The sequence below is a fragment of the Bradyrhizobium sp. T-1 genome (genome assembly GCF_053592855.1).
Map to the genome: position 1 here is coordinate 1,375,702 of NZ_CM132115.1, position 15,926 is coordinate 1,391,627.

Here is a 15,926-nt window from a genome sequence, read left to right on the forward strand (position 1 = left end):
CAACAAAGAAACTCCGGCCACCTCCGCTATTTTCGTTTCGGAACGGAGTTGTCCATGCCTTTCCGATCTGACGATGTGGTCGATGACATCATGCGTACGGCGCCGCACACGATCCGCGTGTTCCTCGCCTTCAAGATGGCCTGTGTCGGCTGTCCGATCGCAACCTTCCATACTGTGGACGATGCCTGCCGCGAGCATGGTATCGACCGCGACAAATTCCTGGCTGCGCTGAGCGATTGCGTACCGGCATGAGGCGGATCGGAGTCTGCGCGGGGGCGCGCGGATTTCCGGGTGAGGGAGAGCTTTCGCCGCAAGCGAAAGTGCCCTCACCCCTAATTTTTGTGTTCACCTCTCCGCGCTTGCGGGGAGAGGTCGGATTGCATCGCATCGCAAGATGCAATCCCGGTGAGGGGGTACAGGCCTCGCTACGATCTCATACGTGGAAGGAAGCCGTCACCCCAACCCTCTCAGCGCGAGCGAAGCTCGTCGCGGCCCCGTAAGAACGGGGAGAGGGAGAGGATAAGTTACGCCGCGCCGCTGTCCGGGTTTCGTTCCGCCAGCACGACGATCCGGTGCGGCTCGCGCAGGATGATGCGCTGTCGGCCGCTCTCGACGAGCCCTTGGCTCTCCCAGCCGCTGAGGATGCGGCTCACCGTGTGCAGCGTGGTGCCGGTCATCTGCGCAATGTCCTGGCGGCTGATCGGGAAGTCGATCTCGATACCCTTTTCGAGCTTCTTGCCGGATTGGTTGGCGAGCCGCAGCAATGCATGCGCGACGCGTTGCTCGACCTGTTGGGTCGACATTTCCAGGATGCGGGTGTGACTCTCCTGCAGCCGCTTGCCGACGGTCTGCATCGTGTTGGCGGCGAGGGAGGGAAACCGCTCGATCAGCCGCGGCCAGGCCGAGGTCGGCCAGATCAGCACCACGCTGTCGTCGACGGCCATCGCGGTCGCCGGATATTGCGCCGTGCCGATCGCCATCGCGAGCCCGAAGGTCTCTCCGGGCGCGACGTAGCGCACCACGATCTGCTCGCCGGTCGGCGTGGTCTTGGCCGCACGGACGTGGCCGTGCAGCAGCAGGAAGAAGGACTTCGCGTCCGCGCCCTGCTCGAAAATGGCGGTGCTCTTGGGATAGCGCGCCGAACGGGCCTCGCGCAGGATCTCGTCGAGGTCGTCCGGCTTGACGCCGGCAAACAGCGGCAAATGCGCAACCAGCGATGTGTCGACCTTGGCCATTCTGCCTCCTTGACGCTCGGGAGTGTGATGGCACCTGCAATCGTCGGACAGTTTGCGATAGCGCAAAACGGGTCGGCCGGGCGGCAGTATTTTTCCAAGCAACAGTTGCGAATTCACAGGAGTTGCCCCGATGGCTGGTCCCCGATCCCGTAATTTTGCGGGCTGGCCGCTGTTTGCGAACAGTTTCCGGCCTTTCTTTCTGCTCGGCGCGATCCAGGCCGGCCTGTCGATCCTGGTCTGGCTGCCGATGTTCTATGGCGAGCTGTCGGTGACATCGGCCTTCGCGCCGCGGGACTGGCATGTTCACGAGATGCTCTACGGCTTTCTGCCCGCTGTCATCACCGGGTTCCTGTTCACGGCGATCCCGAACTGGACCGGTCGGCTGCCGATCCAGGGCACGTCGCTGGGGGCGCTGCTGGTGGTCTGGCTCGCCGGGCGCGCCGCGGTGGCACTGTCCGCCGAGATCGGCTGGGCGTTCGCGCTCGCCCTCGACGCCGGCTTCCTGGCGCTGGTCGTCGCGGCCGCAACCCGAGAGATCATCGCGGGCGGCAATTGGCGCAATTTGCCGGTGGTGGTGCTCGTGCTGATGCTGCTCGCCGGCAATGTCGCCTTCCATCTTGAAGCACATTACGAGGGCGCGGCCGATGTCGGCATTCGCGTCGGGATCGGCGTGGTCGTGCTGCTGATCTCGCTCATCGGCGGCCGCATCATCCCGAGCTTCACCCGCAACTGGCTGGTCAAGTTCAACGCCGGCCGCCTGCCGGTACCGTTCGGACGCTTCGACGGCGTGGTGATCGGATTGAGCGCGCTCGCGCTGATCGGCTGGATCGTGGCGCCGCTGAACCTGATCACCGGCGTCGTCATGGCGCTCGTCGGCCTATTGCACCTGGTGCGGTTTGCGCGCTGGGCCGGTGACCGCACCACGCGCGAGCGGCTCTTGTTGATCCTTCACGTCGGTTACGCCTTCGTGCCATCAGGTTTCCTGCTGAACGCCCTGGCCGGCTTCGGCGTGCTGCCGCCAAGCGCCGGCATTCACGCCTGGATGACGGGCGCGGCTGGAATCATGACGCTCGCGGTCATGACGCGCGCGAGCCTCGGCCACACCGGACAGGCGCTGATGGCCTCACCCGCCACGCAAGGGATCTACGCTGCGATCATCGTCGCGGCGCTGGCGCGGGTCGCTGCCGTGGTGTTTCCGGCGCACAGCGATGTGCTGCTGCACATTGCGGCCTGCGGTTGGATCGTCGCGTTCCTCGGGTTTGCAGCCGCGTTCGGGCCATTGCTCGCCGGCAACCCGCGGCGCGCGCTCGCCATCATGGGCATGCCGGCTCCGGCACGCTGAAATTTCGTCCCGGCGTAACAAACGTCGTCGTCGATCCGAAACTATCTTTCGAGGTGCGCCGGCTGCTAGCCTGGCGTGGAAACGCGATCGAGGAATGGATCGAAAATGATCGGCGAAGTCGTTGTGATTGGCGGCCTGAATCTGCGTGATGGTGTCCGGATCGAGGAATATGATCGGCTGGGCGAGCGCATGTACAACATTGTCAGCGGCCTTCCGGGCTTTCTGTCGGTCAAATCGTTCAAGGCCGACGACGGCGAGGAGCTGACCGTGTTTCGCTTTGCTTCGGAGGAGGCACTCGAAGCCTGGCGCACGCATCCGGAACATATCGAGGCGATGAAACGAGGGCATGCCGAATTCTATGCCAGCGGCCGCTTGCAGATCTGCAAGGTCATCCGCGAAGTCGGCCCGTTCGAGCACGCCTGATTTGAGTGTGAGCTAGGCTGCTGAGGCCGAGGGAGCGTCGACCGCCGTGGCCGGCGGACGAACGCCCCTGCGCCAGTCGGTGAGAGTGCAGCCGAAGCGGCCGCGGAACCAGCGGGCCATGGCGCTTTGGGCCGAGAAGCCGAGCTGTGCGGCAATATCCGCCAACGGCCGGCCGGGGTCCTCGATCAGCTGGATCACGAGATCGGCGCGCTGCGCATCAAGGATGGCCGAGAAGCTGGTGCCTGATGCGGCAAGGTGCCGGTGAATGGTGCGGCGGGTACAGGCGAGATGCTCGGCGACGCGTTCGACCGTGCAGTCTCCGGTCGCGAGCAGGCTTCGCACGATCTCGTCGACCTTTCCCTCCCAGCTCGCCGGCCGGGTCTCGATCGCCTCGATCCGCTTGCGCAGATAGCTCGCGATCAAGGGATGCGCGCTCGGAATCCGCCGCTCCATGTCATGCGCCGACAATAGAATCGCGTCCTCCGCCGCATTGAAGGCCACGCGGCAACCGAAGAAGTCGCGGTAGCGCTTGCGGTCGCGCGGCGGCGGGTAGTGCAGGTGCACCTCCTGCGGCCGCCAGTCGCTGCCGAACAGTGACTGGATGATGCGGTGGACGCTGCCCAGCGCCATGTCGATCGACTGGCGCGGCGCGGTCGGCCGTCGTCCCCGCAAATGCAATCGGACGGTCACGGTCTGCTTGTCCCTGACTACGTCGAGCTTCATGCCGTCATGGTGGACATGGATGAAGCGGGAGAATGCTTCGATCGCCTCGCCGACGGTTGCCTGTTCGCGCACGATCAGGCCGACGGCGCCGAAATTGGTCAGCCCTCCGCGCTCGGCCAGCCGCAAGCCGAAATCTTCGGCACCGGAGACTTCTGCCGACAATTCGAGCAAGCGACGCACGCTTGCAACGGCGATGGGGGTATCGGGCTTGTCGAGCACGGCCGGCGGCAGCCTGGCCTTGCGCATCATCTGCTTGGGGTCGAGCCCGACCGTCCGGGCGACTTCCGGGTAACAGCTCAGGCCTGCGCTGCGAACGAGGTCGGTCATGCGACCAATTCCTGCCAGCCATTCCTGCAGATGTCTCGAAATGTAAAGTTTCTGTCCCGATCCGTCAAATCCGGGAACAGCGCGGAACATACATAGGGAAAAGCGACGCACCGGCGGGAATGCCGTGCTCATGACGGCGCAGCAGGGCGGTTGGCCCCGCGGCCGTCTCGTATCATTTGACCAAGACATTGCTGGATCGGGATTATGCCGGGGAACGTGTTTTCCAAGGGCGAGGTATTCGTCATCGACACCGACGCTGCCTCCCGCGAACAATTGTCCAAAGCGCTTCAACAGAGCGCCTATGACGTGATCTGCTTTGCCGACGGCGCATCGCTGCTGTCGGAAGCCAAGGCGCGGATGCCGGCTTGCGTGCTGCTGGAGATGCCGCCGGATCGCTCCGCCCTCGATGTGCTCAGGCGCCTGCGCGAGGAAAACTGCATGGCGCCGGTGCTGATGACATCGGCGAACGGCAGCATCGCCATGGCGGTCGATGCGATCAAGAGCGGCGCTGCCGACTTCATCGAAAAGCCGTTTCGCACCCAGGATCTCGTCGGCCGGATCGATGCTGCGATCGATGAGTCTGCCCAGCCCGATTCGGCCAGGCACCGCTGGCTGCCAGGCTGCGAGCCCCTGACCGCGCGCGAAAACGACGTGCTCGCGCATCTCGCCGCCGGCCGGACCAACAAGGAGATCGCCCGGCGCTTGCATTTGAGCGCCCGCACGGTCGAGGGCTATCGCGCCAGCATTTTGAAGAAGGCGGGCGCCCGCAACGTGACGGATCTGCTCCGCCGCATCTTCGGCCAGGCGTCGCCCAGCCAGGTCTGAACGCTCCCAAGCTTGATTGTGCCGTGGCGTGGTGACGCGTTCCGCGGCCATGGTGCCGCCGCAGCGGCGCCCCACGGAAACCCCAATCGAACCAGTTCCTTCCCTGCCGCGTCTCACCACGATGGCGTGGCATGTTTTCGTAGCGTCCGGCTGGCGGCGCGCGGCGATATCGGCAGGGAGAAATTTGATGCGCACGATCGCAAGATGTCTGGCGACGACGAGCCTGGTCCTGGTGACCGCAGCACTCGGCTCGCCCTCATGGGCCTCCGATGTGGATGCCACATCGGCCATCGACACCGTTACCGTCTATCCCGATGGCGCCACCGTCACCCGCGTGATCGCGATTGATCTCGCCTCCGGCGACTCGACGCTGGTCGCCAAGGATTTTCCGCTCTCGCTCGATCCATCCTCTCTCCGGGTCGAGGGCGAGGCGGGCGCAAAACTCACCATCGGCACCATTGATGCGCGGCCCCCGCGCGCGGCGCCGCCGGTCAATCTTCCCGAGCTCGACAAGCGTATCGAGGCGCTCAAGGACGAGCGCGCCGATCTGCAAGGCACGATCGATGCAGCGACGGCCCGGCGTAAATTCGCGGAGCGCTTCGCCGAGGCCTCTCCCGCCGGCCTCGGTGACAAGGGCGAGGCACGCCCGATCACCGAATGGCGCGCGGCGTTTGCGGCGGTTTCCGAGGAGATCGCGGCCGCCGACAGCGCGATCCGCGAGACGGTGCGAAAGCAGCGTGAGATCGATCGCCAGATCGCGCAGCTCGAAGCTGACAGAACCGACAAGCCGCCGCGCAAGCTCGAGGTTCGAATCGACGTCGCCGCCGCGGCTGCGACGAAAGCGACGCTGCGCGTCACTTACGCCGTCCGCAATGCGCGCTGGCTGCCGCTCTATGACGCCCGGCTCGACACCGGCGCCAAGGATCGCAAGCCGCAGCTCGAGCTGGTCCGTCGCGCCGAGGTGACGCAATCCACCGGCGAGAACTGGTCGAACGTCGCGCTCGGCGTCTCCACCGTGCGTATCGCCCGTGGCGGCAGCGCACCGGAGCTCGGCTCGCTGGTGGCGCAATATCCGCAGGTGCCGAAGCCGATGGCGCTCGGCGCCGCTTCGGACCTGGCAAGGCCTGCTCCCGCCCAGCGTCAGATGTTGACGCCATCCTTCGCGGCCAAGGTTGCGGAGTCACCCGAGCCGCGCGAGCGTGCAGACGAACAGCAAGCCGTTGCGGAGATCGGTGGTTTCCAGGCCACCTTCAAAATCCCCGGCCGCGTCAGCCTTGGTGCCGCCGAGGGTGCCAAGAGCCTGCGCATCGCTTCCATGAGCGTGCCCGCCGAGCTTGCGGCACGCGCCGCGCCGGTGCTGGACCCCACCGCTTTCCTCGAAGCCAGCTTCAAGCAGACCGACGACACGACCTTGCTGCCGGGCAAGGTCGCGATCTACCGTGATGGCGTTTTCGTCGGCCGCGGCAAGCTCTCGGCCTCGGCCAAGGACGATATCGTGCGGCTCGGCTTCGGCGCCGACGACAAGGTCAAGATCGAGCGCGCGGTGCTCAAGCGCAACGAGGGCTCGGCCGGCCTGATCGTGACGACCTCGAAGACCGACGAGCGCGCCTTCAAGACGACTATCCGCAACGGCCACGATTTCCCGATTCACGTTGTAATCGAGGATCAGCTGCCGGTCAGCGAGAACGACGAGATCGTCGTCGAGATGCTGCCCGCGACCACACCGCCCACCGCGAGCAATATTCGCGACAAGCGCGGCGTGCTGGAATGGTCGTTCGACGCCAAGCCCGGCGAGGTCAAGGACATCAACTTCGCCTGGCGCGTCCGCTGGCCGAAGGACAAGAGCATGGTGATCGTGCCGTCGGGCTAGGATCCGTCGCGCCACAAAGAAGGTGCGCTCCCTCTCCCGCTTGCGGGAGAGGGCTGGGGTGAGGGCTCTATCCTCTTGGGGGTTCTCGATTGCGAGACACCCTCTCCCCAGTCCTCCCCGCGCAAGCGGGTCGTAAGAACGGGAGAGGGAGCGCAGAATTCGCCTCACTTCGCCTTCAGGAAATCCGCGACTTCCAGCAGCATGAACTCGTCGTCGTCTGCCTTGTTGGGATCGCGGCTGGACGAGAACGGTAGATTGTTGTCGTTGCCGACGATGATGTGGCTGTCGTCGACGCGGTCGACGTTCTCGATGGTGAAGAACGGGAAGGTGTAGACGCCGTCATTGAGGGCTTTCCGTGCCTTCTTGTCCGGGTCCTGGATCTTCAACAGGTCGATATAGCCGATCTTGCGCACGGGCTTGCCGATATTGGCCTCGGTCAGCTCGACCTTGTAGATGCGCTTGAACTTGGCGATATCAGGGAAGCAGTTCTCGCCGCGGGTGCCAGACGGGCAGGCCTTGTCGGGCGTGCCTTCGCCGTTGTCGCGCTCGATCACGAGGCCGGCGTTCGGATCGATCATGTTGAAGTCGCCGATAGCATTGCCGTTCTGCTCGAACACATATTGCCAGTAGCGGCCGGTGAATTTTTCGGCGGCGACGTCGAATTCGAGGATGCGGGAGGCTTCCTTGCCGTCGACCTTTTCCCAATCCTTCTTGTCGGCATCCCACAGCGGGCCTTCGAGCAGGCCATAGAGGAACTTGCCGTCCTTCGAAGACGCAAAACCTTCAAAGCCCTTGGAGCGGCGCAGATTGACGTTGGTATAGGTCGCGCCCGGTGCGCCCGGCGTCGCCACCGCCCAATGATCGGGCGAACGCACCGGCTTGCCGTCGGCGATGGTCTCGAACACCGCGAGGATCTTGCCTGATTTGTCGGCCTTGAGGATGTAGGGGCCGAACTCGTCGCCGATCCAGAAGGTGTCGCCGATGATCTGGAAACCCTCGGTGTCGAAATCGGCGCCGGTGAGGTAGCGCTTCTCGGTGTCCTCGTGGACGATGCGGAACGGGACGCGTCTGTCGGGATCGTGCAGGAACACGGTCTCCTCGCGCTCGATCTTGCCGCCCGCCCAATCCATCTTGTAGTGGTTCAGGTACAGCATCGAGTCCATCGAATTGGCGCGCGCGCCCATGCCGTTGTCGGTGATGACCCAGAAGCTGCCGTCGGGCATTGCCTTGATGCCGGAATGCCCCTGCAGCGGCTGGCCCTTGAACGGCAGCGAGACGCCGGTCGAACGTTCGAACGACTTGCCCATCACGGTGCCGAGCGCGTCGACGCGCTTGCCCGTGGTGTATTTGCCTGACGTCTTGAGATCGGCGGGCGCGTCAGCCGGCGCGTCGATGAAGGTTGCGGCCGGCATCACCACGTGGCCGGCGAGCTTGGCCGGAAATTCGCCCTCGCTCTGTGCGAGCGCGGTGCTCGCGGTGAGAATGATCGTTGCGACGGAAGAGAGAAAAGTCGCGCGCATATGCGTCTCCTGTTGGCGGACGACGCCTTATGCGGATCGCACATTGCAGTTTTGTGAAGCCGGGCCAAACGCCGCAGCGGGCGGTTACTCCTTTACCGCGCCGGTGAGCGAAGACACGTAGTAATCCACGAACAGCGAATAGAAGATCGCAACCGGTAGCGAGCCGAGCAGCGAACCCGCCATCAGCGCGCCCCACTGGTAGACGTCGCCGGTGACGAGCTCGGTCAGGATCGCGACCGGCACGGTCTTGTTGGCGCCGCTCTGGATGAAGGCGAGCGCGTAGATGAACTCGTTCCAGGACAGCGTGAAGGAGAAGATACCGGCCGAGATCAGACCGGGCACCGCGAGCGGCAGGGTAATCCGTCGCAGGATCTGCAGCCGCGTCGCGCCATCGACCAGCGCGCATTCCTCGAGCTCGTAGGGGATCGACTTGAAATAGCCGATCAGCAGCCAGGTGCAGAACGGCACCAGGAAGGTCGGATAGACCAGGATCAGTGCCAGCGGCGAATCGAACAGTCCGAACTGCACCACGACGGTCGCGAGCGGAATGAACAGGATCGACGGCGGCACGAGATAAGCCAGGTAAATGCCGAGGCCGACATAGGGGCTGCCGCGAAAGCGCAGGCGCTCGATCGCGTAGGCCGCGAGCGTGCTCGCGACGAGCGACAGCGTGGTCGCCCCGATCGCGACCAGCATGGTCGTCCACAGCCAGCGCGGATAGGCGGTGTCGAACAGGAGGTGCTTGATATGCGCCAGCGTCGGCGAGGAGATCCAGAACGGGTTGTGCTCCCGGTAGTTCATCAGCTCGGCGTTCGGCTTGAACGAGGTAATCGCCATCCAGTAGAACGGAAACAGCAGGATCAGCACGAAGCAGCCGAGCGGCAGATAGATCATCATCAGCCGGCGCAGCCCGGAATCCCAGGCCATGGTGTCGGGCGCGGCTTTTGCGTTGGCAGCAGCGGAGGCTTGCGCGACGGTATCAGTCATTGGCCTCTCCCTGCTGCCATTTGCGGCGTGCCAGACCGAAATAGGAAAACAGCGTCGCGAACACCAGGAACGGGATCATCGACACCGCGATCGCCGCACCTTCGCCGAGCTCGCCGCCGGCGATGCCGCGCTGAAACGCCAGCGTCGCCAGCAGATGCGTCGAGTTGCCCGGGCCGCCACGCGTGATGGCGTAGACCAGCTGGAAGTCGGTGAAGGTGAAGATGATCGAGAAGGTCATGACGATGGCGAGGATCGGCATCATCATCGGGAAGGTGATGTAGCGGAAGCGTTGCCAGGCGCTGGCGCCGTCGAGCATGGCGGCTTCGTAGAGCGAGGGCGAGATGGTCTGCAGGCCCGCGAGCAGGGAGATCGCGACGAAGGGAATGCCGCGCCAGATATTGGCGGCGATCAGCGAGAACCGCGCCGGCCAGGGCGAGCCGAGAAAGTCGATGTTGCTGTCGCGCCAGTGCAACACGTCGACCAGCAGATAGGAGATGATCGAGAACTGCGGATCGTAAATCCACCAGAAGGCCAGGGCCGAGAGCACCGTCGGCACGATCCAGGGCAACAGGATGATCGCCCGCAGCAGGCTCTTGAACGGAAAATGATTGTTGAGCAGCAGCGCCAGCCAAAAGCCGAGTGCGAACTTTCCGAAGGTCGCGATTCCCGTGTAGACCACGCTGTAGAACACCGCGTTCCACCACAGGGAATCGGTGAGCAGATACTGGAAGTTCTCCAGACCTATGAACTCGCCCTTTCGGCCGATCGTGGTGTCGGTGAAGGCGAGCCAGATGCCGAGCCCCAGCGGATAGGTCAGGAACACCGCGAGCAGTCCGAGTGCAGGCGCGAGGCACATCGCCACCAGGAATGGCTTGTAGTCGAACAGGCGCACCAGCCAGTTCGGCTGCCGTTGGGCCAGCACGGGAGAGGAGAGGGTGGTCACGGACATCAGGGCGTTGTCCTGTTCTTGAAGGTCACTCCACCGTCATTGCGAGCAACTTGTCCGCCGTAGCTCGGAGAGCGAAGGCGGAAGCGAAGCAATCCAGTCTGTCTCCGCAGTGAAAGTCTGGATTGCTTCGTCGCACCAGCGCAAAATTGCTCTGCAATTTTGTCGCGGGCTCCTCGCAATGACGATCGCTACTTCTGCCGCCGGAAGTACCGCTTGCAGCGCTGCTCGGCTTCCGCAGCTGCGGTCTCCGGCGTGGCTGCGCCGGTCGCAACCGATGCGCACATCTGGATCAGCACGTAGTCGGCGCTGACCGCACCCGTCGCCGTCGAGATCGGACCCGCATAGCCGTCGTAATAGGTGCTGTTCATGGTGTCCTTGAAGATCTTCACCTTGGGATCCTGCGACCACACGGCGGCGTCGGCATAGGCGGCGAGTGGCTGCGCCCAGTAGCCGGAGTTGGCGTTGAGCCAAGGCTCGTACTGGTCCTTTTCCAGCATGAATTGCAGGAATGCCTTCGCAGCGTTGGGGTACTGGCTGTGCTTGAACACCATGGCGTTCAGTGTCAACCCCGCCATCGGCGAGACCTTGGCCACGCCCTTCGGCAGCAATTGATGCTCGCTGTCGTCGGCGATCGCCTTGGTCGCCGGATCGTTCTTCAGCGAAAAATACAGCGAGACGCCGTTGGCGGTCAGCGCGATCTCCTGCGCGGAATAGGCGCGGTTGTTGCTGACGTCGTTCCACGACGTCGTGCCGGGGATGAAGGTGGGATAGAGCTGCTTGACCCAGTTCAGCGCGGCGATCGTCTCCTTGCTGTTGATGGTGACGTTACCATCTTCATCGAGCAGCGCCGCGTTGTGCGACCACAGTGCCCAGCTCGCAAAGCCGTTACCGTCGCCCTTGGCGTTGCCGAGCGCGAAGCCTGCCGGCTTGCCGGCCTTCTGCAGCTTCTGGCACAGGTCGAGGATGCCGGCATGGTCTTCCGGCACCTTGTCGAAGCCGACCGATTGCAGGATCGACTTGCGGTAGATCAGCGGACCTGCAGTCGCGCCGAACGGCAGGCCGATCCAGGTGCTGCTCTTGTTCTTCTTGCCGTAGCGCTGCGCCAGCGGCAGCCAGCCGCCATAACGCTTGCCGACATAGTCGGCGACGTCGGTGAGCTCGATCAGCTTGTCGATATAGATGTGCGGCGCATCGGAGAAGCCGATGATGATGTCGGGGCCGGCGCCGGAATTGGCGGTCACCGCGGTCTGCTGGTTGATGTCCTCCCAGCCGACGAAATCGACCTTGACCTCGACGCCGGTCTCCTTGGTGAACTTGGCCGCATTGGCGCGGAACACGTCCTCGTCGGCCTGGACGAAGCGGACCGGCCGCAGCATGCGAAGCGTTGCGCCCTTCTCGATTGGCAGTTTCGGGGCGGGGACGTCGGCGGCCTTGATCGCGGATTGAGCGTGCGCTGCAACACCAGTGGCAGCGACCGTTGCAGCGGACAGGCCCAGCGCCAAGGCATCACGACGTGTGATGTCGTTCCTCATCAGTACCTCCCTATGATGTCTCCCTTCCCGGCGTTGATCGCCGGTGAAGGGTCGTTTCGGTCTTTCGGCGCGTTTTGCGCCGGCCGCCTTAGCTGTTCGGGCCGCGGTCCATGCTGACGGGCTGCCAGCGGCGGAGCGCGGTGTCTTGCAGCACCGACGGGTTGACGCAGCTTACCGGCCACATGCCCTGAAGCACCAGTGACAATTCGTAGCCCACCCGGCGCTTGCGCGCCTCGTCGAACCGTGCCGAGGCCGAGGCGACATGGGCGGTCAGGGTGACATTCTCCATGCTGAGGATCGGGTTATTGTGCGACGGCGGTTCCTTCTCGAGCACGTCGAGGGCGGCATGCGCGATCCAGCCCTCCTGCAGCGCCTTGATCAGGCTTTCCTCGTCCACCGTGGCGCCGCGCCCGGTGTTGATGAAGATCGAGCCCTTCTTCATCTGCCGAAAGTGCTTCTCGGTCAGCATGTGATGCACTTCCGGCCGGGCGGGCGCATGCATCGACACGAAGTCGGATTGCGACAGCACCTCGTTCAGCGTTGCCGGGATCACGCCGTGGTCGTACATCAGCGTTTCCTGGATGAAGGGATCATAGGCCATCATGCGCAGGCCGAAGGGAGCTGCGCGCTTCGCAACCGCACGCGCGACGCGGCCGAACGAGATGAAGCCGAGCGTCTGGCCCATCAGCCGCGGAATCTTGAGCAGCGCCGGCCGGCCCTCGGCCCAGCGCCCGCTGCGCACCATCTTGTCCTGCTCGACCAGGCGGCGGAAGCCGGCAAGCAGCAGCATCATGGCGTGGTCGGCGACTTCCTCGATGAAGGTGTCGGGGATGTTGGTGACGGGAATGCCGCGCGCGGTCGCGGCCTTGACATCGACGCTGTCGACGCCGACCGAGCCGAGCGTGATGACTTTGCAGTTTTCGAGAGCGTCGATGATCGACTTGGTGATCGGGATGCCCTTGGCGTAGATCGCGTCGGCATGCTTCGCGGCGGCGATGAACTCCGCCTCGTTGGCCGGCGCCTCGACGATCTCGGCATCGATCGGATCGAGCGCCTCGCGCTCGTAGGAATAATCGCTGCCCGCGACCGTGAAGCTCGCGCCCTTCGGCGTCACCACCCTGTATTTCGGCATTTCCTGCTCCCGATTTGGTTTGTCGGTTCTTGTTGTGACCCGGCCTTCTCGCGCGGGCCTTTGCGTCTTTTACGCGAAATCGGCGGAGCCGCGTACAATTCCCGGTTGCCGGAGTCGAGATATTTTGCCGTTTTTTCCGGCAGCGTCCGGGCTTCTACGGAGGCGCGTAAGTAACTTGCTAAGGGCTCTCCCACTAAAAATTGATTCAAATCAGAAATAACCAGCGCCAGATCCGCGCGTTCGAGGAGCCCATCGTGAAGTTGAGCAATCTGAAGATCGCCCCCAAGCTTGGCATCCTTGTCGGCGTCACTTTGTTTGGCCTCTGCGTGGCCGGGCTTCTCGCCGGATATCTGATGAAGCGCGAGATGGTGAACGCGCGCATCGATCAGACCAAGGCGATCGTCGAACTGGCCCGCAACTACGCGGCCACCCTGGTCAAGCGCGTCAATGCCGGTGAAATGACCAAGGACGCCGCGCTCGCCGAACTGCGTCGCTACGGCAATGCGATGACCTACGACAAGGGAGCTGGCTATCTGTTCGGCACCACCTATGACGGCATCACGCAGCTCGCGCCCGATCCGAAACAGATCGGGATGAACCGCATGGACGTGGAGACCAATGGACGGAAGCTGTCCCGCGAGATCATGGACGGCGTCAAAGCCAACGGCGAGCTCCTGCTGTTCTACGAATACGTCAAGCCCGGCCAGGAGAAGCCGATCCGCAAGCTCGGCTATTCCGTCGCGGTCCCCGGCTTCGACATGTATCTCGGCACCGGCGCGTATCTCGACGACATCGACGAGAAGATGGGCCCGGTCTACTGGCTGCTCGGTCTTGCCATGCTCGCGATCGTCATCATTGCCGGCAGCGTCGCCTGGCTGATCGGCCGCAGCATCAGCCGTCCGTTGGCGCTGCTCGGCACGCGCATGAAAGACCTTGTCGACGGCAAGCTCGAGGGCGAGATTCCCGGCGTCGGCCGCGGCGACGAGGTCGGCGCGATGGCCGCGACCGTCCAGATTTTCAAGGACAACGCGGTCCGTATCCGCGACCTCGAGAAAACCGACGCCGCGGCGAAGGATCGTGCCGCGGCGGAACGCCGCAGCGCGATGGAAGATATCGCCAACGACTTCGAGCGCAGCGTCAACGGCATCGTCCGCTCGGTTTCCTCGGCGGCGACCGGCATGCAATCGACGGCGCAGTCGATGAGCGCGACCGCGAGCGACGCTTCTTCACGCGCGGCAACGGTCGGCGCGGCCTCGCAAAAGGCCTCCGGCAATGTCGGCACGGTCGCGGCCGCTGCCGAAGAGCTGTCGAGCTCGGTTGCGGAAATCTCCCGCCAGGTGACGCGCTCGACCGAAGTCGCGAGCCGCGCCGTCAGCGATGCCGAGCGTACCAACGCCACGGTGCAGGAGCTCTCGACCGGCGCCGAGAAGATCGGCGAAGTGGTCAAGCTCATTCATTCGATCGCGGCGCAGACCAATCTGCTCGCGCTCAACGCCACCATCGAGGCGGCGCGTGCCGGTGAGTCCGGCCGCGGATTCGCCGTCGTCGCCTCCGAGGTCAAGGCGCTGGCCAACCAGACCGCGAAGGCGACCGAGGAAATCTCCGCGCAGGTGGCGGCGATGCAGACCTCGACCAGCGACGCGGTCGCGGCGATCGGCGGCATCACCCAGACCATCGCCGAGATGAGCGAGATCACCGCCGGCATCTCGGCCTCGATCGAGCAGCAGGGCGAGGCGACGCGCGAGATCGCCCGCAACATCCAGTCGGTCGCGGCCGGCTCGAGCGAGATCAACGCCCATATCGGCAGCGTCACCTCGGCCGCGGAAGCGACCGGCACCGCCGCCGGCGACGTGCTGACCAATGCTCGCGAGCTGGATCACCAGTCCGGCGCGCTGCGCAGCGCGGTCGACGGCTTCCTCGCCAAGGTGCGTGCGGCGTAAGGCTTGCGCTGAATTCGTGGCGTGGGCAAAGACGCGAAAGCGTCGTGCCCACCTTTTCTTCTTGATCTTGCTCGCAGTCATCCCCCGCCTTCGCGGGGGATGACTGCATTCGTGGGGCGCAGCGTCACTGCTTCTCGATTCCCGCGTCCCTGATCAGCCGCTCCCACAGCACCAGCTGCTCGTTCACGAACGTGCCGAGCTCTTCCGGCGTGCCTGAAAACGCGTCCATGCCGAGGGTGGCGAGCTGGGTCCTGATCTCAGGCTTTTCGACGATCTTGCGGATCTCGGCATTGAGCCGGGTGACGATCTCCTTCGGCATGCCGGCGGGGCCGAAATAACCCTGCCATGACGAGATGTCGAAATCAGGCACGCCGGCCTCCTGCATCGAGGGGAGGCTGGGGATCAGCGGCGTGCGGTCCTTGGTGGTGACGGCAAGTGCGCGCAGCGCGTTGCCCTGGACGTGCGGCAGGCCGGTCAGGATGTCCACGAACATCATCGAGACGCGGCCGCCCATGACATCGTTGAGCGCCGGCGGCGAGCTCTTGTAGGGCACGTGCAACAGATCGAGCCCGGCATTGTGCGCGAAGGTGGCGCCAGACACGATCGCCGAGGACGAGCCCGAGGCGTAACTCAGCTTGCCCGGATTGGCTTTGCCATAGGCGACGAGCTCGGCGACGGTTTTCGCCGGCACGTCCGGATGAACGACCAGCATGAAGGGCAGATCGCCGGTGCGTGCGATCGGCGTAAAATCCTTCACCGGGTCGTAGGTCAGGCTCTTGAGCAGATAGGGATTGGCCGAATGCGTGGTGTTGGTGGTGACCAGCAGCGTGTAGCCATCGGGTGCGGCGCGCGCAACATAGGTCGCGGCGATCATGCCGTTGGCGCCGGCCTTGTTCTCGATGACGATGCCGACGCCGAGCGCCTGCGACAAATGCTGCGAGATCAGCCGCGTCGTGGTGTCGGTGCCGCTGCCGGCTGCGAACGGCAGCACCAGCGTGATGTTGCGGCTCGGCCAAGTACTGGCCTGCGTATCGGCCTGCGCGGTGGATGCGGAGGCAAGACACAGCGCGGCGGCGCTGAGGTTGCGCAGGGCGCGCAGCAGCGATGACAGCATGTTCGGA

The 15,926-nt window shown here is 64.3% G+C and carries 14 protein-coding genes; 6 read left to right on the forward strand and 8 right to left on the reverse strand.

The window, feature by feature from the left end; genetic code table 11:
* The first annotated feature begins 54 nt into the window (after positions 1-54).
* The gene (locus ACWAT4_RS06600) at positions 55-252 is read left to right on the forward strand and encodes a DUF1858 domain-containing protein (protein ID WP_212298186.1); all 198 of its coding nucleotides are present in this window, start codon (positions 55-57) and stop codon (positions 250-252) included.
* Positions 253-524: 272 nt separating this feature from the next.
* Here the strand turns inward: ACWAT4_RS06600 and ACWAT4_RS06605 are convergent, their stop codons facing one another.
* Entirely contained in the window at positions 525-1,235 is a 711-nt protein-coding gene (locus ACWAT4_RS06605; RefSeq protein ID WP_212425964.1) for a Crp/Fnr family transcriptional regulator, read from the reverse strand.
* A 130-nt stretch (positions 1,236-1,365) separates the two neighbouring features.
* Between ACWAT4_RS06605 and ACWAT4_RS06610 the strand changes: the two genes are divergently transcribed.
* Both ACWAT4_RS06610 and ACWAT4_RS06615 read left to right on the forward strand, forming a co-directional pair.
* A complete protein-coding gene (locus ACWAT4_RS06610) occupies positions 1,366-2,577 on the forward strand; it encodes an NnrS family protein (protein ID WP_449730081.1) in 1,212 nt (403 codons plus the stop codon).
* A gap of 105 nt (positions 2,578-2,682) precedes the next feature.
* Positions 2,683-3,000 (forward strand): antibiotic biosynthesis monooxygenase family protein, encoded by a 318-nt coding sequence (locus ACWAT4_RS06615; RefSeq protein ID WP_212298183.1) that lies wholly within the window; start codon positions 2,683-2,685, stop codon positions 2,998-3,000.
* A 12-nt stretch (positions 3,001-3,012) separates the two neighbouring features.
* Here ACWAT4_RS06615 and ACWAT4_RS06620 read toward each other — a convergent pair whose 3' ends face one another.
* Positions 3,013-4,050, reverse strand: a complete 1,038-nt coding sequence (locus ACWAT4_RS06620; RefSeq protein WP_449730082.1) for an AraC family transcriptional regulator — start codon at positions 4,048-4,050, stop codon at positions 3,013-3,015.
* Positions 4,051-4,254: 204 nt separating this feature from the next.
* Between ACWAT4_RS06620 and ACWAT4_RS06625 the strand changes: the two genes are divergently transcribed.
* On the forward strand, positions 4,255-4,875 hold the full coding sequence (locus tag ACWAT4_RS06625) for a response regulator transcription factor (RefSeq protein ID WP_212298181.1): 621 nt from the start codon (positions 4,255-4,257) through the stop codon (positions 4,873-4,875).
* A 187-nt stretch (positions 4,876-5,062) separates the two neighbouring features.
* Entirely contained in the window at positions 5,063-6,745 is a 1,683-nt protein-coding gene (locus ACWAT4_RS06630; RefSeq protein WP_449730083.1) for a mucoidy inhibitor MuiA family protein, read from the forward strand.
* Between the two features lie 164 nt (positions 6,746-6,909).
* On the opposite strand, the gene ACWAT4_RS06635 is transcribed toward ACWAT4_RS06630, so the two are convergent.
* From ACWAT4_RS06635 to ACWAT4_RS06655, 5 genes are all read right to left on the reverse strand, one after another.
* Entirely contained in the window at positions 6,910-8,265 is a 1,356-nt protein-coding gene (locus ACWAT4_RS06635; RefSeq protein ID WP_449730084.1) for an esterase-like activity of phytase family protein, read from the reverse strand.
* An 84-nt stretch (positions 8,266-8,349) separates the two neighbouring features.
* Complete coding sequence (locus tag ACWAT4_RS06640) at positions 8,350-9,252, reverse strand: carbohydrate ABC transporter permease (protein WP_212425969.1); 903 nt, start codon at positions 9,250-9,252, stop codon at positions 8,350-8,352.
* Positions 9,245-10,201, reverse strand: coding sequence for a carbohydrate ABC transporter permease (locus tag ACWAT4_RS06645; RefSeq protein ID WP_212298177.1), 957 nt, complete (start codon positions 10,199-10,201; stop codon positions 9,245-9,247). Before ACWAT4_RS06645 ends, ACWAT4_RS06640 begins: the two co-directional genes overlap by 8 nt.
* 188 nt (positions 10,202-10,389) lie before the next feature.
* Positions 10,390-11,733, reverse strand: a complete 1,344-nt coding sequence (locus tag ACWAT4_RS06650) for an ABC transporter substrate-binding protein (RefSeq protein ID WP_212425970.1) — start codon at positions 11,731-11,733, stop codon at positions 10,390-10,392.
* 88 nt (positions 11,734-11,821) lie between these two features.
* Positions 11,822-12,865 carry a C-terminal binding protein gene (locus tag ACWAT4_RS06655; RefSeq protein WP_212298175.1) on the reverse strand — a complete coding sequence of 348 codons (1,044 nt, stop codon included), beginning with the start codon at positions 12,863-12,865 and terminating at the stop codon, positions 11,822-11,824.
* 254 nt (positions 12,866-13,119) lie between these two features.
* Here ACWAT4_RS06655 and ACWAT4_RS06660 point away from each other — a divergent pair, with 254 nt between their 5' ends.
* Complete coding sequence (locus ACWAT4_RS06660) at positions 13,120-14,805, forward strand: methyl-accepting chemotaxis protein (RefSeq protein ID WP_449730085.1); 1,686 nt, start codon at positions 13,120-13,122, stop codon at positions 14,803-14,805.
* A 124-nt stretch (positions 14,806-14,929) separates the two neighbouring features.
* Here the strand turns inward: ACWAT4_RS06660 and ACWAT4_RS06665 are convergent, their stop codons facing one another.
* Positions 14,930-15,919, reverse strand: coding sequence for a Bug family tripartite tricarboxylate transporter substrate binding protein (locus tag ACWAT4_RS06665; protein WP_449730086.1), 990 nt, complete (start codon positions 15,917-15,919; stop codon positions 14,930-14,932).
* Positions 15,920-15,926: the final 7 nt, after the last annotated feature.